We start from the raw sequence: 21,368 nt of genomic DNA, 5'->3' as shown, positions 1-21,368 counted from the left end.
TTCGCGGGTTTACCCGCGAAGAGGCCAGAGCAGGCAATACAAGGAGACCAGGCTTGTCCCTCAAGCTGTCCATCAACCAGGCCCGCCGCCTGGCACTGTCTGCCCAAGGCTTCGGCAAACACCCGGAAGCACCGCCAACCCTGCCCGCAGTGAAGCGCATGCTGCAACGCCTGGGCGTGCTGCAGATCGACTCGGTCAACGCTCTGGTTCGCTCCCACTACCTGCCGCTTTTCTCCCGGCTGGGCGACTATTCGCCCGCCACCCTCGACCAGCTTGCCTGGGGCCGGGGCCGCCAGCGCCAGTTGTTCGAATACTGGGGGCACGAAGCCTCGCTGCTGCCATTGAGCCTGTACCCGCTGCTGCGCTGGCGCATGGCCCATGCTGCCGATGGTCGCGGTATCTACCGCCAGCTCGCGCAGTTTGGCCGCGAGCGCCAGGACGTGATCGCCCGGGTACTGGCTGCTGTTCGTGAACAGGGCGCACTGGGCGCGGGCAGCCTGTCCACCCGCGAGGAACGCGCCGGACCCTGGTGGGACTGGAGCGAGGAAAAGCACGCGTTGGAGTGGCTGTTCGCCGCAGGCGAAGTGACTGTGGCGGGCCGCCGTGGTTTTGAGCGGCTTTACGATGTACCGGAAAAGGTTTTGCCCAAGTCGATCCTCGACCAGACACTACCCCGCGAGGCCGAGGCGCATCAGGGCTTGATGCTTCACGCCGCCGCTGCCCTGGGTGTTGGCACCGAACGTGACCTGCGCGACTACTTTCGCCTGGAGCCGGCGCAGGGCAAGGCGGCGCTGGCCGAGCTGCTGGCCGACGGTCGCTTGCAAGCGGTCGCGGTGCAGGGGTGGAAGCAACCCGGCTATTGCGCTGGTATGCCGCGCATTCCCCGGCGCATCGAAGCCAGCGCGCTACTGTCGCCGTTCGATTCGCTGGTCTGGGAGCGCAACCGTACCGAGCGCTTGTTCGACTTCCGCTACCGCCTGGAAATCTACACCCCGGCGCACAAACGGGTGTATGGCTACTACGTGCTGCCGTTTCTGTACCGCGAACGGATCGTCGCGCGGGTAGACCTGCGTGCCGAACGCACCCAAGGGCAACTGGCAGTGCACGCCGTGCATGCAGAAACACCTGGGCTAGACGAGGAGGGGTATGACGCGCTGGCGGGCCATTTGTTGCGACTGGCCAACTGGTTGGGTCTGGAGAGGGTGCAACTGAACTGCCCGCGCATAGAGGGCAGCCAGCTGCGCCGGGCGCTTAGCGCCGCACCTGTTTGAGCGTTTCGGCAATCAAAAACGCCAACTCCAGCGACTGATCGGCATTCATCCGCGGGTCGCAATGGGTGTGGTACCGATCAGACAACGCGTCCTCGGTGATCGGCCGTGCACCGCCGATGCATTCAGTGACGTTCTGCCCGGTCATCTCGATATGGATGCCGCCGGCATGGCTGCCCTCGGCCTGATGCACCTGGAAGAACTGCTTCACCTCATCCAGAATTTGCGCAAAATCGCGGGTCTTGTAGCCGCTGCTGGCCTTGATGGTGTTGCCGTGCATCGGGTCCGAGCTCCACAACACCTTGCGCCCCTCGCGCTCGACAGTGCGGATCAGCCCCGGCAGGTGGTCGCCGACCTTGTTCGCGCCCATGCGCACGATCAGGTTCAGGCGCCCAGGGTCGTTGGCCGGGTTGAGCGTGTCGATCAGGCGGATCAGCTCTTCTGGGTTCATGCTTGGGCCAACCTTGACCCCGATCGGGTTGTGCACGCCGCGCAGAAACTCCACATGGGCGCCGTCGAGCTGGCGAGTGCGGTCGCCGATCCACAACATGTGCGCCGAGCAGTCGTAGTAGTCACCCGTCAGGCTGTCCTGACGCACGAAGGCTTCTTCATAGTTCAGCAACAATGCTTCGTGGGCCGTGAAGAAGCTGGTTTCGCGCAGCTGCGGCGCACTGTCCAGGCCACAGGCGCGCATGAAAGCCAGGGTTTCATCGATGCGGTTGGCCAGCTGGTGGTACTTGTCGGCCAGCGCCGAGTTGGCGATGAAGTCCAGGTTCCACTTGTGCACCTGGTGCAGGTCGGCAAACCCGCCCTGGGCGAAAGCGCGCAGCAGGTTGAGGCTGGCGGTGGCCTGGTGATAAGCCTGCAGCAGGCGCTCCGGGTCGGGGATGCGGCTTTTGGCGTCAAAGCCGATGCCATTGACGATATCGCCTCGGTAGGCGGGCAGGGTGATGTCGCCGATGGTTTCATCGCCCGATGAGCGCGGTTTGGCAAACTGCCCGGCCATACGCCCCACCTTGACCACCGGGCAGCCAGCGGCAAAGGTCATGACAATGGCCATTTGCAGCAGCACCTTGAAGGTGTCGCGGATTTTCGCCGCCGAGAACTCGGCGAAGCTCTCGGCGCAATCGCCACCCTGCAGCAGGAACGCACGGCCTTCGGTCACCTCGGCAAACTGCCTGCGCAGCTCGCGTGCCTCGCCCGCGAACACCAGCGGCGGGTAGCTGGCCAGGGTCTGTTCAACCTTCAGCAGGTGCGCGGCATCGGGGTAGGTCGGTTGCTGCTGGATCGGCAGGGCGCGCCAGCTGTCAGGGCTCCACGGTTGGTTCATCTCGGGCTCGGTCTTGTCGGTTGTAGGCTTCAGGCCATGGTAACAGTTGGCGCTGCGCTTGTTGCATCAAGGGTGTTGGCGGACAATGCGCGTTTTTGCGCGGGTGGGTGGTGAGCATGACGGCGGAACGGCAAGAGCGGCTGCTGGCACGGGTGGAGGATGCCTTTGGCGTCATCAGCGTGTACGAAGTGGACGACTACCGCTTTCTGGAATTCGGCGATGCCATCGAGCAAAGCTGCGTGTTCACGGCCGACCCCAGCTGGCTGGAGTACGACTACACCCGTGCCATGCTGGTGGGCGCGCTGTGCCATGAGCAGCCGGAGAGCGCGTTGTTTCTCGGCCTGGGTGCTGGCACGCTGACCCAGGCGTGCATGAAGTTTCTGCCGCTTGACGACATCGAGGCCATCGAGTTGCGCGCAGATGTGCCGCGCCTGGCCATGGAGTACATGGGGCTGGATGACGACCCTCGCTTGTATGTGCGCATCGGTGATGCCATCGAGTTGCTGCCCACGGCGGAGAAAGCCGACCTGTTGTTCGTCGACTTGTACACCGACCATGGGCCGGGGGTGGGGCACCTGGCGTGGAATTTCCTGGAGAACTGCCAGCAGCAGCTGAACCCGGGCGGTTGGCTGGTGATCAACCAGTGGGCCACCGACGACGGCAAGCCGCTGGGCGCGGCGTTGCTGCGTGGGTTGTACCACCGGCACTACTGGGAGTTGCCGGTGAAGGAGGGCAACGTGATCTTGCTGGTGCCGGCGGACCTGGAGCAGGCGCTGGACCTGGAGGGGTTGCGGGCCCGGGCCGAGGCGTTGGCGCCGCGACTGGGTTATAGCCTGGAAGGGTTGATTCGCGAGATTCGGCCAGCTACTTGAATGCCTGACGCGGCCAGTGTAGAAGCGGCCTTGCGTCGCGAAAGGGGTGCGAAGCGCCCCCAGGATCTCAGCTTCGCCGCGTACATTGCAGGGGCCGCTTTGCGGCCCTATCGCGACGCAAGGCCGCTCCTACACTGAGCGCGTCAGGGGGGCAGGGCATTATCGATTCAGCGAGGAGTAATTGATGGCCCGACAGTGGCCCTGCACCCTGAAAAAATTCCTCACGTCCCCCACTATTTCGGGTATAGTACGCGCCGGTCTTTTAGCGGACCTCAAAATCAGGTGGTGCAAATCCTCCGAGTCCAGCTTCGGCTGCACGTCCGCTAGGCGGACCTTCCCAAGTTTTCTTTTTCAATCGTTTTCGCAAATCCCCGCCGCCAAAGCTGCCTGGGTGACCTGACGGTCTTTCAAGGCATGTGCAGCTTTGGAGCATGGGTCTTTGCGGATGCACCTAGAGGCAGACCCATGACCCAGGAAACCGGCGGCTTCGCCGCTCTCGATCTTAATCCGAACATTGTTGCTGCCGTTGTGGCTACCGGCTACGAAGAGCCGTCCGCCATTCAGCAACAATCGATCCCGATCATCCTCGCCGGTCACGACATGATCGGCCAGGCGCAGACTGGCACCGGCAAAACCGCTGCCTTCGCCCTGCCGATCCTCAACAAGATCGATGTGAGCAAGCGCGAACCGCAAGCCCTGATCCTGGCGCCAACCCGTGAGTTGGCGCTGCAAGTTGCTACCGCTTTCGAAACCTACGCCAAGCAGATGCCGGGCGTTAACGTTGTCGCCGTCTACGGTGGTGCCCCGATGGGCCCACAGCTGCGCGCAATCCGTAATGGCGCGCAAATCGTCGTGGCCACCCCGGGCCGTCTGTGCGACCACCTGCGTCGTGACGAAAAAGTCCTGTCGACCGTACAGTACCTGGTACTGGACGAAGCCGACGAGATGCTGAAGCTGGGCTTCATGGATGACCTCGAAGTGATCTTCGACGCAATCCCGGCTACCCGTCAGACCGTCCTGTTCTCCGCTACCCTGCCGTCGTCGATCCGTTCGATCGCCGAGCGTCACCTGCGCGAACCCAAGCACGTCAAGATCCAGACCAAGACCCAGACCGTTACCGCGATCGAGCAGGCCCACCTGATGGTCCACGCCGACCAGAAGATCCCGGCTGTGCTGCGTCTGCTGGAAGTGGAAGAGTTCGACGCACTGATCGCCTTCGTGCGCACCAAGCAAGCCACCCTGGACCTGGCCGCCGCGCTGGAAGCCAAGGGCTACAAGGCTGCCGCGCTGAACGGCGACATCGCCCAGAACCAGCGTGAGCGCGTGATCGACTCGCTCAAGGATGGCCGCCTGGACATCGTCGTCGCTACCGACGTCGCTGCCCGTGGCCTGGACGTACCGCGCATCACTCACGTGTTCAACGTTGATATGCCGTACGACCCGGAGTCCTACGTTCACCGTATCGGCCGTACCGGCCGTGCCGGTCGCGATGGCCGCGCACTGCTGCTGGTCACCCCGCGTGAGCGCCGCATGCTGCAGGTGATCGAGCGTGTAACCGGGCAGAAGGTTGCCGAAGCGCGCCTGCCGAACGCTCAGGCCGTGCTCGATGCCCGCATCAAGAAGCTGACGTCGAGCCTGGCGCCGCTGGTGGCCGAAGCTGAAGCCACCCACGGCGAGCTGTTCGACCGCCTGACCAGCGACCTGGGTTGCAGTGCGCGTGCCCTGGCTTCGGCCTTGCTGCGCAAAGCCACCAATGGCCAGGCGCTGGACCTGGCTGCGGTAGAGCGTGAGCAGCCGCTGGTGCCGGGCGTTGGTGCCCCGCGTGGCGAGCGTAGCGAGCGTCCTGACCGTGGCGAGCGCCCTGACCGTGGTGACCGCGAGCGCCGCGCGCCGCTGCCGCTGGCCGAAGGCCGTGTACGTTGCCGTACCGCCCTGGGTGCCCGTGACGGTATCGCTGCCAAGAACCTGTTGGGCGCGATCCTCAACGAGGGTGGCCTGGCGCGTGACGCCATTGGCCGTATCCAGGTACGCGACAGCTTCAGCCTGGTCGAGCTGCCGGAAGACGGCCTGGAGAAGCTGCTGTCCAAGCTCAAGGACACCCGCGTGGCTGGCAAGCAGCTGAAGCTGCGTCGCTACCGCGAGGATTGATCCTTGCGCAATGAAAAATCCCCGGCCTAGGCTGGGGATTTTTTTGCCTGTGGGATTTTACGGCGCAAAGCGCGCCCTGCGCTCTTCAGTCGAACCGATAAATGTCCATCCCCAGCGCCCCCAGGGTAAACCCTTGGTGTACCACCCCAAACTTGCCCCCAGCCCCGAGGGCAAAGAACAGCGGCAGGAAATGCTCATCACTGGGATGGTTGCGCACCGCATAGGGCGCCTGCTTGCGGTAATCCAGCAAAGATGTCTGGTCATCTTCCAGCAGTCTGTCCACCACCCAATCCCTGAATGCCAGCGCCCAGGGCTCGATCACGTCCGGCCCGGCATGCCAGTCCAGTTCCCCAAGGTTATGGGTGATACTGCCCGACCCCATCAGCAAAATGCCCTCGTCGCGCAAACCCGCCAACGCCTGCCCCACCTTGACCTGCAACGCCGGGCCCATCTGGCTGGGCAGTGAAACTTGCACCACTGGAATGCTCGCATCGGGGTACATCAGCGACAAGGGCACCCAGGCGCCGTGGTCGAACGGGCGCTGCGTGTCCAGCCGCGCGGGTAGCCCCGCAGCTTTCAGCAACGCACTGACCTGGCCGGCAAGGGCAGGTTCGCCCGGCGCCGGGTACTGCACCGCATACAAGGCCGGTGGGAAGCCGTAGAAGTCATGCCAGGTTTCTGGTTGTGCGCTACCAGTGACCAGCAGCTCGCGGCTTTCCCAGTGCGCCGATACCACCACGACCGCTTTGGGCCGTGGCAGCGCGTTGGCCAGCCCGGCCAGCGCCGGCCCGCTGGCGCCGGGTTGCAAGGCGAGCATGGGGGAACCATGGGAGATGAACAGGCTGGGCAGCATGGCGAGGTCCTGAAGGTTAAGATGCAATCATCTTCGATCAACTACACATCGAAATCCAAACCAAGTTTTACTGAAAAACCATCTAAAAATCGGGAGTGATCATGGAGCCAGCGTTCTGGCAAAAGCGGTGGGCCGATAACCAGATTGGCTTTCATCAGGCGCAGGTGAACCCCTACCTGCAGAAGTATTGGCCACGGTTGCAGCTGGCGCCGGCCAGTCGTGTGCTGGTGCCGCTGTGCGGCAAGAGCCTGGACCTGGCCTGGTTGGCTGGGCAGGGGTACCGCGTGCTTGGTGTGGAGCTGTCTCGGCAGGCGGTGGAGGGCTTCTTCCGTGAACATGGGCTTGATGCCGACGTTTTGCAGCATGGGGCTTTCGAGGTTTGGCGCAGTGGCGAAATCGAGCTGTGGTGTGGCGATTTCTTTACGCTGCAGGCGGAGGATATCGCCGACTGCGTGGGCCTTTATGATCGGGCGGCGCTAATCGCATTGCCGCCGCAGATGCGCGCGGCGTACATGCGGTTGCTGTCGGCGTGGCTGCCTGCGGGCTGCAGGGGGTTGCTGGTGACCCTGGATTATGACCAGTCGCTGCTGGGCGGCCCGCCGTTTTCAGTAGGGGATAAAGAAGTGCTGCAGGGGTTTGCGGGGTGGCAGATGGATGAGCTGGAGGTGGTGGAGCTTATTCAGGAGAGCCCGAAGTTTTTGCAGGCCGGGGCTTGCAGCCTGTTGGAGCGGGTGTACCGGGTCAAGCGCTGACCGGCGCATGCAAAAAGGGCGACCGAAGTCGCCCTTTTTGCATTGCCAGGTGGATCAACCGCGACGGCGCAGGGCCTCGATACGGTCTTCCAGCGGCGGGTGGCTCATCAGCAGCCCGGCCAGGCCGTGCTTGAGGCCGCCATTGATGCCGAAGGCCTTCATGGTGTCGGGCATGTGCACGGGCAGGCCTTGTTCCACGCGCAGGCGCTGCAAGGCACCGATCATGGCCGAGGTGCCGGCCAGCTGCGCACCGGCTTCGTCGGCGCGGTATTCGCGGCGGCGCGAGAACCACATCACGATCATGCTGGCCAGGATGCCCAGGATCAGCTCGGCAACGATGGTCGCCACATAGTAGGCAATGCCCTGGCCCTCTTCGTTCTTGAAGATGACCTTGTCGACGAAGTTGCCGATGATGCGTGCAAAGAACATCACGAAGGTGTTCACCACACCCTGCACCAGCGCCAGGGTGACCATGTCGCCGTTGGCGACGTGGCCGATTTCGTGGGCCAGTACCGCACGCACTTCATCGGGCGAGAAGCGCTCCAGCAGGCCCTGGGACACGGCTACCAGCGCGTCGTTGCGGTTCCAGCCGGTGGCGAAGGCGTTGGCCTCGTAGGCCGGGAAAATACCCACTTCGGGCATTTTGATGCCCGCCTCACGGGACAGCTCTTCGACCGTTTGCAGCAGCCACTGTTCGTGACGGGTGCGCGGTTGGCTGATGATCTGGGTGCCGGTGCTCATCTTCGCCATCCACTTGGAGATGAACAGCGAGACGAGGGAGCCGGCAAAGCCGAACACGGCGCAGAACACCAGCAGGCTGCTGAGGTTCAGGTCGACCCCGTTGGCGGCCATGAACCCGTTGAAACCGAACAGGCTCAGGGTAATGCTTGCAACCAGCACCACCGCAAGGTTGGTGGCTACAAACAACAGAATGCGCATCATGGTTGTTACGTTCTCCTGACGGATGAGTTGTCGCTTACTGCGGGGTATATAAGGGGCCTGCCGTGCCGATTCAATCGGGCGACTATTTCAAACTGTGTACGGCGGAGTATGGCAGAGGATGGCGCGGGGGCTGTGGGATAGAGCGTTGCAGGATGTAAGAAGCGAGGTATGCCTTGAGGTTTGTGGCGCTTGTGAGATCGAGCGCCGCCCGCGCGGCGCATCGCGAGCTGCGCTCGCTCCTACGTTTGTTTCGGGCCAATTATGCCTGTGGGATTTGCGCGCGAACGCCTTGGCGCATGGCGCGATATCGCGTGGTTCAAACAAGGCGGTCGCGCGCGCCTGTCACAGGCGTTACTGGCCAAAAACAAACGTAGGAGCGAGCGCAGCTCGCGATGCGCCGCGCGGGCGGCGCTCGATCTGCGCGCCACCCCAAAAATCCCGTCGGACCTTACTGCGAATACCCCTTCAGGAAATTGCCAATCCGGCCAATCGCCGCTTCCAGGTCGTCCACCCGAGGCAAGGTGACCACGCGGAAGTGGTCCGGCCACGGCCAGTTGAACGCCGTACCTTGCACGATCAGCAGTTTTTCCGACAGCAGCAGGTCAAGGGCGAACTTCTCGTCGTTGAGGATCGGGCACACCTTCGGGTCGATGCGCGGGAATGCATACAGCGCACCCATCGGCTTCACACAGCTCACCCCCGGGATATCGTTGAGCAGCTCGTAGGTGCGGTTGCGCTGTTCTAGCAAGCGGCCTGGCGGCAATACCAGGTCGTTGATGCTCTGGTAGCCACCCAACGCGGTCTGGATGGCATGCTGGGCCGGCACGTTGGCGCACAGGCGCATGTTGGCCAGCATGTCGATGCCTTCGATATAGCTCTGGGCGTGGTGCTTCGGCCCGGAGATGATCAGCCAGCCGGAACGGAAGCCCGCCACTCGGTACGACTTGGACAGGCCGTTGAAAGTCAGGCACAGCAGGTCGGGTGCCAGCGAGGCGGTGCTGATGTGCACCGCTTCGTCGTACAGGATCTTGTCGTAGATCTCGTCGGAGAACACCACCAGGTTGTGCTGGCGGGCCAGCTCCAGCATGCCCAGCAGCAGCTCTTTGGAGTAGACGGCGCCGGTCGGGTTGTTCGGGTTGATGATCACCAGGGCCTTGGTGTTCGGGGTGATCTTGGCCTTGATGTCTTCAAGGTCGGGGAACCAGTCGGCTTGCTCGTCGCACAGGTAATGCACCGGCTTGCCGCCCGCCAGGCTCACGGCGGCGGTCCACAGCGGGTAGTCGGGGGCCGGGATCAGCACTTCGTCGCCGTTGTTCAGCAGCGCCTGCATCGACATGACGATCAGCTCGGACACACCGTTGCCGAGGTAGATGTCCTCGATGGTGACGCCTTCGATTTCCTTTTGCTGGCAGTACTGCATCACCGCCTTGCGCGCGCTGAACAGGCCCTTGGAGTCACTGTAGCCCTGGGCGGTGGGCAGGTTGCGGATCACATCCTGGAGGATTTCATCGGGCGCCTCGAAGCCAAACGGCGCCGGGTTGCCGATGTTCAGCTTGAGGATGCGGTGGCCTTCCTCTTCCAGACGTTTGGCGTGCTTGAGCACTGGGCCGCGAATGTCGTAGCAGACATTGGCGAGCTTGTTCGATTTGCTGAACTGCATGATGGGATCCCGATATGAGAAAACGCGCAACCCATGCCGAAAGGTTTGAAACGGCAGGAAGCGGGTGCCAGACTGAACGCCTGGCACACGAAGCCAACTAATATACGTGCCACCCGCGCCCCGGAAAAGACGGCGCGGGGTGAAATTCAGCCTGCCGAGGTCCCTACATGAAAAAGATCGAAAAAACCCTGGATGAATGGCGGTCGATGCTCGACCCTGAGCAATACCAGGTATGCCGCCTCAAGGGCACCGAGCGGCCATTCAGCGGCAAGTACAACAGCGAACGCCGCGACGGCATCTACCACTGCATCTGCTGCAACCTGCCACTGTTCGACGCGCAAACCAAGTTCGACTCTGGGTGCGGTTGGCCGAGCTTCTACGCGCCGATCGAAGACAGCGCGATGATCGAGATCCGCGACACTTCCCACGGCATGATCCGCACCGAAGTCACCTGCGCCCGTTGCGACGCGCACCTGGGGCACGTGTTCCCCGATGGCCCGGCACCGACCGGCCTGCGCTACTGCATCAACTCGGTGTGCATCGACCTGCGCCCACGCGACTGACCGGAGCCCGACCATGGCTGCATCGATGCTGGACATCCCCTGCGTGACCCTCGGCGGTGAGCACAAGACGCTCGCAGACTACCCAGGCAAGGTGCTGCTGGTGGTCAATACCGCCAGCCAGTGCGGCTTTACCCCGCAGTACAAGGGCCTGGAGCAACTCTGGCAAACCTACCGCGAGCGCGGCCTGGTGGTGCTGGGCTTTCCATGCAATCAGTTTGGCAAGCAGGAACCGGGCGATGCGCGTGAAATCGCGCAGTTTTGCGAGCGCAATTTCGGTGTGAGCTTTCCGCTGTTTCGCAAGATCGAGGTCAACGGCCCCGGCACCCACCCGCTGTACGTCGAACTCAAGCAGCGTGCACCGGGCTTGCTCGGCTCGCAGAAGATCAAGTGGAACTTCACCAAGTTCCTGATCGACCCTGCCAGCGGTCAGGTCACGCGCTATGCCCCCACCACCAAGCCACAGGCCCTGGAAGCGGACATCGAGCGCTTGCTCAGCCGTTGAGCGGCACCCAGTGGTCGATCAGGGCCAGTAGCTCTTCGCGGCGAAACGGCTTGGCCAGGTAGTCGTTCATGCCTGCCGCTCGGCAGCGTTCGCGCTCCTCGGGCATGGCGTTGGCGGTGAGGGCAACGATTGGCAGTTCGGGCCAGCGGCCGCTCTGTCGGATGCGCCGGCTGGCCTCGTAGCCATCCATCACCGGCATGTTGCAGTCCATCAGCACCAGGTCGAAGTCGTCATGCTGCAACAGTTCCAGCGCCTCGGCGCCCTGGGTGGCCAGTTGCACCTGGCAGCCAAGCTTGGCAAGCATGCCCTTGGCTACCAACTGGTTTACCGGGTTGTCCTCTACCAGCAGAATCCGCGCGCGGCCTTGCTCCAGGGTAATGGCCGGGGTGGCCAGCGGGTGTTCGGGCTCATGGCCTTGCAAGGTGCGGCGCAACGTCTGGTACAGGGCGTTGCGCGCCAGTGGCCGGGCCAGCTGATGCAACGGGGCCAAGGCCAGCGACTGCTCGTTGGGCAGGAAGTTGCCGTAGGCGGTCACCAGCAGTATCGGGGTTTTCAGTGCCTGGCGCAGTTCGAACAGGTGGTCCACATCGTCGCTGATCAACAGGTCGATCGCGGCGCCGTCCAGCGTGGCGCTGCTGTCATGGCGCTGGTAGGTCAGGCCCCAGGCGGGCAGCAAGTTCTGCAGCAGTTCATCAAGCCCGCTACCGCCTGCGCTCAGGGCGGCCACGTGGCCATGCAGGGGCACCGGCGGGATGGCTTCGGTGTGCACGGCCAGCGGTAATTCGGCGGTAAAGCAGCTACCAAAGCCCGGCTCGGAGCGAATGTGCAGGTGGCCCTGCATGGCCTTGCACAGGTTGCGCGTCAGCGCCAGGCCCAGGCCGGTGCCGCCGTACTGGCGGGTAATGCCGGCACCGGCCTGGGTGAAGGGCTGGAAGATGCGCGCCTGGGCTTCTTCCGGTATGCCGATGCCCGTGTCACGCACCTCCAGGCGCACACCGCCGACGATCGTCACCAGGCGCACATCGACGCGACCGAAGCGGGTGAACTTGAGCGCGTTGGACAGTAGGTTGCTGACGATCTGCCGCACCCGCGTGGGGTCGCCGAGCACGCTGCTAGGGAAGTCGCTGGCGATAAGGCACGTGAGTTCCACGCTTTGCGCGGTGTTCTGCGACAGCAGGTTGGCGGTGTCTTCCACCATCGACCCCATGTCGAAGGGGATACGCTCCAGCTCCAGCTGGCCAGCATCGAACTTGGACAGGTCGAGAATATCGTTCAGCAGCTCCACCAGCACCTTGCCCGAATCGTGGGCAATTGCCAGTTGCTGGCGTTGTTCACTGGGCAGCGGGTTGTCCAGCGCCAGGGCGATCATGCCAAGCATGCCGTTGAGCGGGGTGCGGATTTCGTGGCTCATGTTGGCCAGGAAGGCGGCGCGTGCCTGGGCCATGTCCAGCGCGCGGCGGCGGGCTTGCTCCAGCTCCTGGTTGGACAGGCTGAGGCTGCTGTTGCTGGCTTTCAGCTCGTCGGTGCGCGCCGACACGATGTCTTCCAGTTCGTTCAGGTACTGGGTCAGGCGGTTTTCTGCCGTGCGCCGCTGTTCAATTTCGGTGGCCATGCTGACGAACTGCTGGTTGGCGACCTTCACCAGCACGCCGATTTCGTCGTGCTCATGACCATGCGGGCATTCCAGGCGCGTTTGCCGGGGTTTGCGCGGGTCGCTGCCGCTGAGCGCACCGATCACCGTCACCAGCGGCTTGGTCAGCATCATGTAGAACAGCGCCAGCAGGATGCCGGTCAGCACCAGGCTGCGGGCGAAGCCGTTGAGCAGGGTGATGCCGGCACGGTCGAGAAAGCGGCTGCCGAAGGCGTAGGTGTCGACGTCCAGATACAGGGTGCCAAGGTATTCCTCTGGCATATGGGTCAGGAACAGGCGCTCTTTGAACTGGCGCTGCTCACCAAACAGGAAGTCGCTGAGGAGCCGGTAGCGGTCCTGCAGCCTTGGCCGCTCGACATCGGCCAGCACCGTTTCGTTGTTGTCGATCAGCCGGGCGCGGATGATGGCCGGCGACTGCAGCAGGCCCCGGGTGAGCTCCAACGCCAGCTCGGAATCGATGTTGTAGGCAATGCGCGAGGCCGGGTTGTGGCTGATTTGCAGCAAGGCGCGCACTTCACGGTTGATGGACGCGTCTTCGCTGGCATAATCGATGCCGATCTGGATGAGACTGAGCAATGTTCCCAGGATGAAGCCGACCAGGACTGTCAACCGGGCTTGCTTGTATGACAGGCGATTGGTGAACTTGATATCCATGAGTCCCGAGCCGGTTTCACGTTCCTTGCGCTGCGCAAGCATAGCCGAATAGCCCCGGCAGCTGGCGGGCCTGTCACACATTCAGCTGGAAATCTCACCTGTCTTGTTAGGAGTCGTCATGGACGCTCGCTTGATTGCTTTCCTGGACCGCGCCGAATCGGTACTGGCGCGCCTCGAACCCCTGTTGCCGGCACCGCGCCCGAACATCGACTGGGGCACCACCCTGGCCGCCCGCTGGCAGCGCGATGGCCGCAGCGGCTACCTGCTACCGCTGGAAGTCAGCCTGGACATCCGCCTGACCGACCTGATCGGCGTCGACAAACAACGTGACCAGCTAGGGCGTAACACCCACCAGTTCATCAACGGCCTGCCGGCCAACCACGCGCTGCTGTGGGGCTCGCGCGGTACCGGCAAGTCGTCGCTGGTACGCGCCTTGCTGGCCGAGCACGCCAGCGCCGGCCTGCGCTTGATCGAAATCGAACGCGACCACCTGGCCGACCTGCCACGGGTGGTGGAGCAACTGCAGAAGTTGCCGCAACGCTTCATCTTGTTCTGCGACGACCTGTCGTTCGAAGCCGGGGAGGGCGACTACCGCGTGCTCAAGAGCGTGCTCGACGGCTCGCTGGAGCAGGCACCAGACAACGTGCTGCTGTATGCCACGTCCAACCGCCGCCACCTGGTGCCGGAGAAGGAGAGCGACAACGAGAACTGGAAGCGCGTGGACGGCGAGTTGCACCCCAGCGAAGCGGTGGAAGACAAGATTGCCCTGTCTGACCGTTTTGGCCTGTGGCTGTCGTTCTACCCGTTCACCCAGGACCACTTCCTGAATGTTGTCGAGCATTGGATCGGCCAGCTGGCACGCTCTGCGGGCCTGGCCTGGCAGCGTGACGAGCAGCTCGACATCCTCGCCGTGCGCTGGGCCACCGGGCGCGGTAACCGTAATGGCCGTTGTGCCTATCAGTTCGCCCGCTATTGGGTTGGGCTGCAATTGCTGGAGCAAAAGTAAATGATCGACATCAATGCCAGTGGCGCAGGCCTCGACGGCTACAACCTGCTGGCAGCGCAAGTGCAGGCACTGTTTGCCGACGAGCGTGATTTCATCGCCAATGCCGCGCAGTTTTCGGCGTTTCTGTTTAACCAGGTGGACGACCTGAACTGGGCGGGGTTCTACCTGAACCGAAACGAAGAACTGGTTCTGGGGCCGTTCCAGGGTCAGGTGGCGTGCGTGCGTATTCCTTTCGGCAAAGGCGTGTGCGGGGCGGCGGCGGCCACGCGGCAGACACAGCGGGTGGAAGATGTGCATGCGTTCCCAGGGCACATTGCCTGTGACAGCGCGTCCAACAGCGAGCTGGTGATCCCGTTGGTGAAGGAAGGCAGGCTGATTGGTGTGCTGGACCTGGATAGCCCGAAACCTGGGCGGTTCGGTGAGGCAGACCAGGTGGGGCTGGAGCGGTTGGCGGCGATCTTCCTTGAGCTGACTGACTGCTGACCACTGTCCAATGGCCGGCGCTATCCCTGTAGGAGCGGCCTTGTGTCGCGATGGGCCGCAAAGCGGCCCCGGATCTATGCATTAACGCTGAAGTCGCCGGGGCCGCTTTGCGGCCCATCGCGACACAAGGCCGCTCCTACAGGGGAACGGCGCAGGGCTTAGTCGTACATCACCTTCTTCTTCCAGGTCTCTTCTTCATCGGTCTTGAGCCCGTCGGTCAATTCGTTGTGCTCGTCCTCGGCCGGGGTCATGCGGTCGAGCACCTGGGCGTTGGCGCGGGCCAGCAGTTTCTCGAGATACGTGAGCTGCTCTTCATACACCTTCGGCTCCGGTTGCTTGCGCAGGTATTGCACGCCGCGCTCGAACGCCAGCCGCGCCTGGCCGGGCTGGCCTTTCTGCAGGGCCTGCTGGCCGAGGTTGTTGAAGAACTCGATATGCAGCAGCACCAGGATATGGCGAATTTCCTTGATCCAGTGCTTGGCCTCGGGCGTGGCCAGGAAGCCTTCCTGGGCCGCACGGGTCACCTGGTTGTGCATGGCCTCCAGCAGGAAGCGCACGTCCTTGGCCTTGACCTCGGTGTGGATCGGGTTCGGTGGGTTGTTCACCGGTACCTTGTCGCCCAGTGCAATCAGCCCTTCCAGTTCGGCGATGCGCGCCTTGAGTTCGGCATTGTGCTTGTCCACCGCCAGCAGGCGCTGGTTGAGGTTCAGCTCCAGGCGTGTCAGCAGCAGCTTGAGGGCTGGGGTCATGAACTGGCCGGGGAAGGTCTCGGTGATTTCGCCACAGCGGCGCAGGCGGTCGGCCAGCTCGATCTTCGTCCGGGCGCGTTCCAGCTTGCCGTTCTCGACCACATTGTTGAGGTAGCCGATCACGATCAGCAGCGCGATGCCCGCCACGATGAGCAGGGTGATCAGAAGTGGTGTCACCGTTAATGCCTCATGAATAGGTTTGCATTATTGAGTGTAGGAGCGAGCGTGCTCGCGAGAGGCCCAGGCAGCCATTCTCTTTTTCTATCGGCAAACTGCGCCATGACTGGATGCTGGCACATTAATGCTGACTTGACGCCAGAAAATCAACGGCAAACGCCTGTGGGCTGCCTGAAACAGCGCTGGGTATACCCGGAAGTCATTGATTTAAATAAATTTCTACAAAGGGGTTGACGCCTGTACCAACCATCCATAGAATGCGCGCCACTTGCAGCGTAAAGCACACAGCGAAACGCGGCAGGGAGTGAAAGCAAGCAGTAATGCTTGTAGCGTGTCCCCTTCGTCTAGTGGCCTAGGACACCGCCCTTTCACGGCGGTAACAGGGGTTCGAGTCCCCTAGGGGACGCCAATGCGGGAATAGCTCAGTTGGTAGAGCACGACCTTGCCAAGGTCGGGGTCGCGAGTTCGAGTCTCGTTTCCCGCTCCAGTTTCTCCGGCAACGCTTAACGGCGGGGCAGGAAAAGAAAACCCAGGCTGAATCGTGAGGTTCAAACCTGGTGCACTGAAAAGTGTTGTGTGTCCCCTTCGTCTAGTGGCCTAGGACACCGCCCTTTCACGGCGGTAACAGGGGTTCGAGTCCCCTAGGGGACGCCATTTGCGGGAATAGCTCAGTTGGTAGAGCACGACCTTGCCAAGGTCGGGGTCGCGAGTTCGAGTCTCGTTTCCCGCTCCAGTTTAAATACTGTGGCGTCTATGCGGTGCAGTGGTGGTGAAGGTCTTGATGGCGCTTCACGCCGTAGCGGTAAAGTTTCACAATGCGGGAATAGCTCAGTTGGTAGAGCACGACCTTGCCAAGGTCGGGGTCGCGAGTTCGAGTCTCGTTTCCCGCTCCAAACATGTAACGCAAAAAGGAACCTTCGGGTTCCTTTTTGCGTTTTTGCGTGCCTGATTTTTGCGCCCCGCCTGTGCGAACATCGCGTTCGCGCAGGGCAGGGCTGCACTCAGCGATAACTGATGGTGAAATCGAGCGCGCCCTTTGCCACGCCAGGGGTCACCCGATCGTTCGTCTGGTAGAAGTGCGCACGATAAGGCAGGCGGGTTACAGGCAGCTGAAGCCTCTGGTTGGTCGATACGTGCTCTGCCAATGGCACGGGAACACCACTGTCATCGGTTATCTGGATGCCAATACCGGTCGCCGTCGAACCGTTGCCCAAGCTGAACAGGCCCAGTTTAGGGTCGATGGCGGCCGAGCCATCGGTGCCTGTCAGGTAGATATAGGCCGTAGCGGTACTTGAGTTGGGGTCGTCCTCGCAGTCACTCAGGGTGATATGGAACGGCATGCTGGTCGTGGTGCTGCCCCTGCCCGGGAAGTCCGCCACGGTATGGCTGCCCAGATCGACCGGGTCGGCACTGACCGCATCGCTTTTCAATGTGCACTGTGCCTGGTTCAGGTTGCCGCTGATTCGCAGGCGGAAGGCGTCAGGCTGATCTGAGGTGCTGCCACGGGCTACTTCTTCATCCAGCAAGACTGGCCCGGGCGCCATGGCCCCGATCTTGACCAGTGTGACTGTCATGCTGATCGGACCGATCAGGATCGGGATGGCCATGCTGGCCATGTTGGTGCCGCGGTAAGGCAGGAAGGTGTCGCCCGTGCTTGAGCTGAACGTATTGGGTGCCCCGCCGCTGAACGGGTGGCCCAGTTCGATGACGGCACCAACCCCCGGGGTCCGGGTTCTGATGATGCTATTGGCGAAGCGCCCGCTGCCAAGTCGCACTGGCACATCGTAGGCAAACGGCGCGGTGTAGTCGGCTTGCGCTTCCAGAAGGCGATCGGAGCTGTTGTGACAAGAGACAGCCCTGTTTGCCGGGTCGGAGGTCACGGGAACCCGCAGTCGAGTGATTTGGTCGCCGATCGGCAAGTCCCTGGGCACCCACACATTCTGGAAATCTGCCGTGAAGGTGGCAGGGCCTGGGCCATTGTTGATGACGCAGCCTGACGCAGCGTGGGCAGCCGGCAGGTGAATGAAGGGCAGGCTGACCAGCAGCAAGGTGGATAGCAGGGTGAGGCGATGGGTGGCGTTCATTGGCGGTTCCAGTCGGAAGAAGCTTCGCAGCGCAAGGTTTGCAGGCGATAGCCTTGTTCAAGCGGCAAGGTGGCGGGGGTGATATCGAAGCGGCATTGCTGCTCGCTGCCCGCCGTCCACCTGGCCAGCAGTTGCTGCTGCTCGAGGTGGGTGGCGACCAGTGCCTGGCCGCCTTGGCCGACCACGGCCAATACCTGGCCCTGGGCATCGCTGACCTGTGCGCCGAAGGGCAGGGGGCGGTCGTCTGCTTGCAACAGGGTCAGTACCAGGCGGTTGACCCGGCGCGCCGGGAACTTGGCGAGCACCACGGCGCCGCGGCGTGGCACCACCTGCGTGGTGCCGTTGTCGATTTCGATTTCCGGGTCGAGCTGGTCCAGTTGCAGTACCAGCTGGTTGGCCCGATAGGGGCGCATGTACGGTGCCAGTGCATAGCCCGCAGGGTTGGTCTTGCCCTGTTGTGCCTGGCCCACGCCAACCCCTTCGATGCCCGGCACATGCACCACGGCATTGGTTTCACCCATGAACGGCGCCAGCAGCATGCCGCCGCCGTGCGCCAGCAGGGCACCGCTGCTGCTCAGCGATAGGTTGCGGTAATCGGCGGACTCGCTGTAACCCATGCCGTAGTTGGCATGGCTGCCCTGGTAGGCCAACGACAGGCTGCCACTTTGCTGGGTGTCGTTGGCCAGCGTGGCGCGGTAGTTCAGGCGCCGGTCATCGAAGTGGCCACTGAGGCTGGCGCGTTCGCTGTGCTTGCCAGCGCTGTGCTGCATGTCGAAGGTCGCGCTGGAGGCGTGCTTGAAGTCCAGGGGCAGGCTTAGGCTCAGGCCGATGATGCGGTCGTTGTGGCGCGACGAATTGAGCGACTGCGAGGCGAACAGGTTGAGGCTGATATTGTGCGGTAGCTGCGTGTTGTATTGCGCCTGGTACTGGCGCCGTTGCAGGCTGTTGTGCCAGTAGTCGTCCTGCGACAGGGTCAGGCTGAGGCTGCCGGCGCTGCCGAAGTGCTGGTACACCGAGGCTTCCAGCCGGCTGCGGCGGTTGCCCAGGTAGTGATCGGAGGCGTTGCGTTGCTGCACCACCTCGTCATAGTCGCGGTAGCCGACAGTGGAATAGCGATAGCCGGCGAAGCGCAGGTTGGTTCCGCTGTCGAAGGCCTTGCCGTAGCGGGCCGAAAAACTGTTGCCTTGCACTTGGCCCAGTGCTGGGCCAAGGTCGCTGGTGGCCTGGGTGGCGTCCAGCGATAGCGCGCCAAACGCCCCGAAGTCGCGCGCAAGGCCGAGGGTGGCGGCGCGGTAGTAGTCACCCCCGAGCACGCCAGCGTACAGCGTGCTTTCCCACCCCATACCGCGGGCCAGCGTGCCTTGCCACAATGCGGGGGTGTCGGCCTCGTATGCGCCGTGGTAGCGGCCCAGGGCCAGGTCGTAGCGCCACACGCCTGCGCGCATGAGGTTGCCCAGGGTGGAGTAGGGTTGGATGAAGTTGCGCACCTGGCCATCGGCTTCGGTCAGAACCACTTCCAGCTCACCGCTGCTGGCGCCCACGGCCAGGTCGTCGATTTCGTATGGGCCAGGGGCGACGAAGGTGGAATAGAGTGGGTAACCGTTCTGCAGCACCTCAAGCTTGGCGTAGGTTTGCGCCACGCCGCGCAACACGGGGGCGTAATTTTGCATGGCGTCTGGCAGCATCTCGGTGTCGGAGGCCAGTTTCACGCCTTTGAACGGCAAGCTGCGGAACACCTCGCCTTGAGTAAAGGTTTCGCCGAGGGTGAGGGTACCCCAGCGTGCCGGCAGGTCGCGTTGGGCATAGGTATTGGTGCGCGTCCAGCGCAGCTCGCCCTGCCGGTTTTCGCGCAGCGCCTGCTGGCTGCGCAGACGCCAGCCGTACAGGTTGACGCCGCTGTTCAGGTACAGGTCATGGCTGTTGTGGGTGCCGTTACCGCGGCGGTTGCTGTGCTGGGCCGAGGCCTGGTAATTGACGAAGGCGGCGTTTATGCCTTCGTCCCAGTGGTGCTCGGCAATGGCGCCGCTGGTATCGCGGCGCAGGTAGAACTGTGGTATCGACAGGTTCAGGCGCAACTTGCCCGCATCCAGGTCGGCACTGGCGCCGGCCAGTTGCGTGGGCAGGTCGATACAGTGGCCTTCATCGCCGGGTTGCCTGGCGCCCAGGTGTTGTTCGCGCACACCGATTTCATCCAGCAGATCGGCACTCAGGCATGGCGCCAGGGTTTGCCCATCGCGGCTGTCGTCGAGGGTGATGTCCCGTTTGCCCAAGGGGCTGAGGTTCAGGTACAGCTCCAGGCTGTAGCGGCCGGCGGCGAGTGGGCGCTGCTCGGCCAGGGCACGCAGCGCGAGGGCGCCGGCATCGGCGGGTTGGCCTGGGCTTTGGCGAATGAAGCCGGGCTCGAACTGCAGGTCGGCGGGGGCGGCCAGGGCCGGCATGCTCAGCAGGCTTGCGCTGAGAGCGGGAAGGGTGGAAAAGCGCAGGCGTGACAGCGCCTGCTGGTGTTTGAAGGGCTTGAGCATGACAGGTGCCTGGTTTGGACATTGGAGCGCGGCGGTTAGGCGGTGCTGGCGGTGACAAGCGAGGCGTTTGGGGTTGGAATGAGGCGGTCGCTTGGTGGGGCGGAAAGATAAGGAGAAAGTTGGGGGAGGACTGTAGGGCTAGTCTGGGGGGGGGGGATAAGTCGATGTGTTTTTGGGTCAGGATGGTGAAACACAAAAACCCGTAAGAAGAACGGCGCTGCAGATGATATCTGCAGCGCCGAACCTGTTGGCGCTAGTTATTTTTGAAGCGTGTTAGCAAACGCCTGGGCAGCTTCTGGAGTAGCGAAGGAGTTAGTACGTGCCCCTCCTGGAATGGCTGATTTCACCCTAGTCCCGGTGACCGCGAGAAGTCTGGAGCTACTAATTGGAGCCAAGGGAACACCCATGATGTCCGTTTGCTCCATCTTAACCGTGATCAATGAGCCACGTGGTGATCTGTCGTAGTCAGGGGTTGGTTCAAGTGCGGCACGTTGTGGCAAAGCTGGAGCTGGAGGTGGATTACGATCCGCGCTCGATGAGCGCGCAGACGGCTGATTTATGTCCGCTGGCAAATTGTCCTCTACTGGTGAAATGTCATCTGTTTGGGCCCCGTTGCTCCTTGTGCTGTTACGCCGTAGGCCCCCGTCACCGGCACCCCCAGCATCCCCCACTTCGGCAACGCTTTGCCTCCTGGCCGCAGCACGTTTGTCGAACCCTGCCTTGACCATCCCTGCCGTCAACGTCATCGTGCCGATGATGGACAGTGACATAGACGCGATGCCCAATTTCTTTTTCTTTTCCGGGTCTTTCACAAACTCCGCGGCAACCTGTGTAGCCGCCGATGCAAGCGTTGCGGTGATACCTACCGCCAGTACGCCAATGACGAGCGGGGTGGCGGCACCTGCGGTCATCACGGCAAAGCCAATGGTCAAGCCTATGTTCATTACCAAAACGCCAATGTTCAGCCAGAACTCAGCCCCGCGCTTCTGCTTCTCTTTCACCGGGTCATCGTTCGAGCCCCAGCCGCGGCTGTAATGCCCGGTAGGGTCCTGCCACATGACCGGGTTGCCCAGGCAGTACACGTATGGGTTGATGCCCGCCAGTTCAGGGTCCAGGTTATCCGGGCTATGGAAGCGCATCAGGCTGGGGTTG

At 62.7% G+C, this 21,368-nt stretch carries 17 protein-coding genes and 5 tRNA genes; 13 read left to right on the top strand and 9 right to left on the bottom strand.

The annotated features are described in order from the left end of the window. Positions 1-53: 53 nt before the first annotated feature. Positions 54-1,271 carry a crosslink repair DNA glycosylase YcaQ family protein gene (locus Q9451_RS23385; protein WP_012271116.1) on the top strand — a complete coding sequence of 406 codons (1,218 nt, stop codon included), beginning with the start codon at positions 54-56 and terminating at the stop codon, positions 1,269-1,271. Here the strand turns inward: Q9451_RS23385 and Q9451_RS23380 are convergent. Continuing rightward, a complete protein-coding gene (locus Q9451_RS23380; RefSeq protein ID WP_012271117.1) occupies positions 1,252-2,598 on the bottom strand; it encodes a 3-deoxy-7-phosphoheptulonate synthase class II in 1,347 nt (448 codons plus the stop codon). The two genes, Q9451_RS23385 and Q9451_RS23380, sit on opposite strands and share 20 nt — an antisense overlap. A gap of 116 nt (positions 2,599-2,714) precedes the next feature. On the opposite strand from Q9451_RS23380, the gene Q9451_RS23375 reads away from it, so the two are divergent. Together Q9451_RS23375 and Q9451_RS23370 are read left to right on the top strand one after the other, a co-directional pair. Further along, positions 2,715-3,470 (top strand): hypothetical protein, encoded by a 756-nt coding sequence (locus Q9451_RS23375; protein WP_012271118.1) that lies wholly within the window; start codon positions 2,715-2,717, stop codon positions 3,468-3,470. A gap of 465 nt (positions 3,471-3,935) precedes the next feature. Then, on the top strand, positions 3,936-5,618 hold the full coding sequence (locus Q9451_RS23370; protein WP_012271119.1) for a DEAD/DEAH box helicase: 1,683 nt from the start codon (positions 3,936-3,938) through the stop codon (positions 5,616-5,618). An 85-nt stretch (positions 5,619-5,703) separates the two neighbouring features. Here the strand turns inward: Q9451_RS23370 and Q9451_RS23365 are convergent, their stop codons facing one another. Next, positions 5,704-6,471: a class III extradiol ring-cleavage dioxygenase gene (locus Q9451_RS23365; protein WP_012271120.1), complete on the bottom strand. Its 768-nt coding sequence runs from the start codon at positions 6,469-6,471 to the stop codon at positions 5,704-5,706. Between the two features lie 101 nt (positions 6,472-6,572). On the opposite strand from Q9451_RS23365, the gene Q9451_RS23360 reads away from it, so the two are divergent. Continuing rightward, complete coding sequence (locus Q9451_RS23360; RefSeq protein ID WP_012271121.1) at positions 6,573-7,223, top strand: thiopurine S-methyltransferase; 651 nt, start codon at positions 6,573-6,575, stop codon at positions 7,221-7,223. Between the two features lie 54 nt (positions 7,224-7,277). On the opposite strand, the gene htpX is transcribed toward Q9451_RS23360, so the two are convergent. Then, positions 7,278-8,165 carry a protease HtpX gene (htpX, locus tag Q9451_RS23355; RefSeq protein WP_012271122.1) on the bottom strand — a complete coding sequence of 296 codons (888 nt, stop codon included), beginning with the start codon at positions 8,163-8,165 and terminating at the stop codon, positions 7,278-7,280. A 448-nt stretch (positions 8,166-8,613) separates the two neighbouring features. After that, positions 8,614-9,825, bottom strand: coding sequence for a pyridoxal phosphate-dependent aminotransferase (locus Q9451_RS23350; protein WP_012271123.1), 1,212 nt, complete (start codon positions 9,823-9,825; stop codon positions 8,614-8,616). Positions 9,826-9,992: 167 nt separating this feature from the next. On the opposite strand from Q9451_RS23350, the gene msrB reads away from it, so the two are divergent. Both msrB and Q9451_RS23340 read left to right on the top strand, forming a co-directional pair. After that, positions 9,993-10,388 carry a peptide-methionine (R)-S-oxide reductase MsrB gene (msrB, locus tag Q9451_RS23345; protein ID WP_012271124.1) on the top strand — a complete coding sequence of 132 codons (396 nt, stop codon included), beginning with the start codon at positions 9,993-9,995 and terminating at the stop codon, positions 10,386-10,388. A 13-nt stretch (positions 10,389-10,401) separates the two neighbouring features. After that, positions 10,402-10,890 carry a glutathione peroxidase gene (locus tag Q9451_RS23340; RefSeq protein WP_012271125.1) on the top strand — a complete coding sequence of 163 codons (489 nt, stop codon included), beginning with the start codon at positions 10,402-10,404 and terminating at the stop codon, positions 10,888-10,890. Here Q9451_RS23340 and Q9451_RS23335 read toward each other — a convergent pair. Then, positions 10,880-13,237, bottom strand: a complete 2,358-nt coding sequence (locus Q9451_RS23335) for a response regulator (protein ID WP_012271126.1) — start codon at positions 13,235-13,237, stop codon at positions 10,880-10,882. The two genes, Q9451_RS23340 and Q9451_RS23335, sit on opposite strands and share 11 nt — an antisense overlap. Before the next feature lie 76 nt (positions 13,238-13,313). Between Q9451_RS23335 and Q9451_RS23330 the strand changes: the two genes are divergently transcribed. Both Q9451_RS23330 and Q9451_RS23325 read left to right on the top strand, forming a co-directional pair. After that, positions 13,314-14,201, top strand: a complete 888-nt coding sequence (locus Q9451_RS23330) for an ATP-binding protein (RefSeq protein ID WP_012271127.1) — start codon at positions 13,314-13,316, stop codon at positions 14,199-14,201. After that, positions 14,202-14,684 (top strand): GAF domain-containing protein, encoded by a 483-nt coding sequence (locus Q9451_RS23325; protein ID WP_012271128.1) that lies wholly within the window; start codon positions 14,202-14,204, stop codon positions 14,682-14,684. A gap of 158 nt (positions 14,685-14,842) precedes the next feature. Here the strand turns inward: Q9451_RS23325 and Q9451_RS23320 are convergent, their stop codons facing one another. After that, entirely contained in the window at positions 14,843-15,610 is a 768-nt protein-coding gene (locus Q9451_RS23320; RefSeq protein ID WP_012271129.1) for a hypothetical protein, read from the bottom strand. A 333-nt stretch (positions 15,611-15,943) separates the two neighbouring features. Here Q9451_RS23320 and Q9451_RS23315 point away from each other — a divergent pair. From Q9451_RS23315 to Q9451_RS23295, 5 genes are all read left to right on the top strand, one after another. Then, positions 15,944-16,019: transfer RNA gene (locus Q9451_RS23315), tRNA-Glu, on the top strand. A gap of 2 nt (positions 16,020-16,021) precedes the next feature. After that, positions 16,022-16,097: transfer RNA gene (locus Q9451_RS23310), tRNA-Gly, on the top strand. 91 nt (positions 16,098-16,188) lie between these two features. Next, positions 16,189-16,264, top strand: a tRNA-Glu gene (locus tag Q9451_RS23305). Positions 16,265-16,267: 3 nt separating this feature from the next. Continuing rightward, a tRNA-Gly gene (locus Q9451_RS23300) sits at positions 16,268-16,343 on the top strand. Positions 16,344-16,427: 84 nt separating this feature from the next. Continuing rightward, positions 16,428-16,503 (top strand) — tRNA-Gly (locus Q9451_RS23295). Positions 16,504-16,611: 108 nt separating this feature from the next. On the opposite strand, the gene Q9451_RS23290 is transcribed toward Q9451_RS23295, so the two are convergent. The 3 genes from Q9451_RS23290 to Q9451_RS23280 form a co-directional block, all read right to left on the bottom strand. After that, complete coding sequence (locus tag Q9451_RS23290; protein ID WP_012271130.1) at positions 16,612-17,694, bottom strand: fimbrial protein; 1,083 nt, start codon at positions 17,692-17,694, stop codon at positions 16,612-16,614. After that, a complete protein-coding gene (locus tag Q9451_RS23285) occupies positions 17,691-20,216 on the bottom strand; it encodes a fimbria/pilus outer membrane usher protein (protein WP_012271131.1) in 2,526 nt (841 codons plus the stop codon). The genes Q9451_RS23290 and Q9451_RS23285 overlap by 4 nt, the downstream gene beginning before the upstream one ends. Before the next feature lie 257 nt (positions 20,217-20,473). Beyond that, entirely contained in the window at positions 20,474-21,355 is an 882-nt protein-coding gene (locus tag Q9451_RS23280) for an RHS repeat-associated core domain-containing protein (RefSeq protein WP_345960791.1), read from the bottom strand. Positions 21,356-21,368: the final 13 nt, after the last annotated feature.

Source organism: Pseudomonas sp. NY8896 (assembly GCF_039634505.1).
The sequence above is the reverse complement of the archived record's forward strand: the minus strand, read 5'-3'. Positions and strand labels throughout refer to the sequence as shown.

Bases quoted from the DNA above. Each gene is read 5' to 3' on its own strand.
- Q9451_RS23380 (WP_012271117.1), bottom strand. From the start codon at position 2,598: ATGAACCAACCGTGGAGCCCTGACAGCTGGCGCGCCCTGCCGATCCAG.
- Q9451_RS23375 (WP_012271118.1), top strand. From the start codon at position 2,715: ATGACGGCGGAACGGCAAGAGCGGCTGCTGGCACGGGTGGAGGATGCC.
- Q9451_RS23370 (WP_012271119.1), top strand. From the start codon at position 3,936: ATGACCCAGGAAACCGGCGGCTTCGCCGCTCTCGATCTTAATCCGAAC.
- Q9451_RS23365 (WP_012271120.1), bottom strand. From the start codon at position 6,471: ATGCTGCCCAGCCTGTTCATCTCCCATGGTTCCCCCATGCTCGCCTTG.
- Q9451_RS23360 (WP_012271121.1), top strand. From the start codon at position 6,573: ATGGAGCCAGCGTTCTGGCAAAAGCGGTGGGCCGATAACCAGATTGGC.
- htpX (WP_012271122.1), bottom strand. From the start codon at position 8,165: ATGATGCGCATTCTGTTGTTTGTAGCCACCAACCTTGCGGTGGTGCTG.
- Q9451_RS23350 (WP_012271123.1), bottom strand. From the start codon at position 9,825: ATGCAGTTCAGCAAATCGAACAAGCTCGCCAATGTCTGCTACGACATT.
- msrB (WP_012271124.1), top strand. From the start codon at position 9,993: ATGAAAAAGATCGAAAAAACCCTGGATGAATGGCGGTCGATGCTCGAC.
- Q9451_RS23340 (WP_012271125.1), top strand. From the start codon at position 10,402: ATGGCTGCATCGATGCTGGACATCCCCTGCGTGACCCTCGGCGGTGAG.
- Q9451_RS23335 (WP_012271126.1), bottom strand. From the start codon at position 13,237: ATGCTTGCGCAGCGCAAGGAACGTGAAACCGGCTCGGGACTCATGGAT.
- Q9451_RS23330 (WP_012271127.1), top strand. From the start codon at position 13,314: ATGGACGCTCGCTTGATTGCTTTCCTGGACCGCGCCGAATCGGTACTG.
- Q9451_RS23325 (WP_012271128.1), top strand. From the start codon at position 14,202: ATGATCGACATCAATGCCAGTGGCGCAGGCCTCGACGGCTACAACCTG.
- Q9451_RS23290 (WP_012271130.1), bottom strand. From the start codon at position 17,694: ATGAACGCCACCCATCGCCTCACCCTGCTATCCACCTTGCTGCTGGTC.
- Q9451_RS23285 (WP_012271131.1), bottom strand. From the start codon at position 20,216: ATGCTCAAGCCCTTCAAACACCAGCAGGCGCTGTCACGCCTGCGCTTT.
- Q9451_RS23280 (WP_345960791.1), bottom strand. From the start codon at position 21,355: ATGCGCTTCCATAGCCCGGATAACCTGGACCCTGAACTGGCGGGCATC.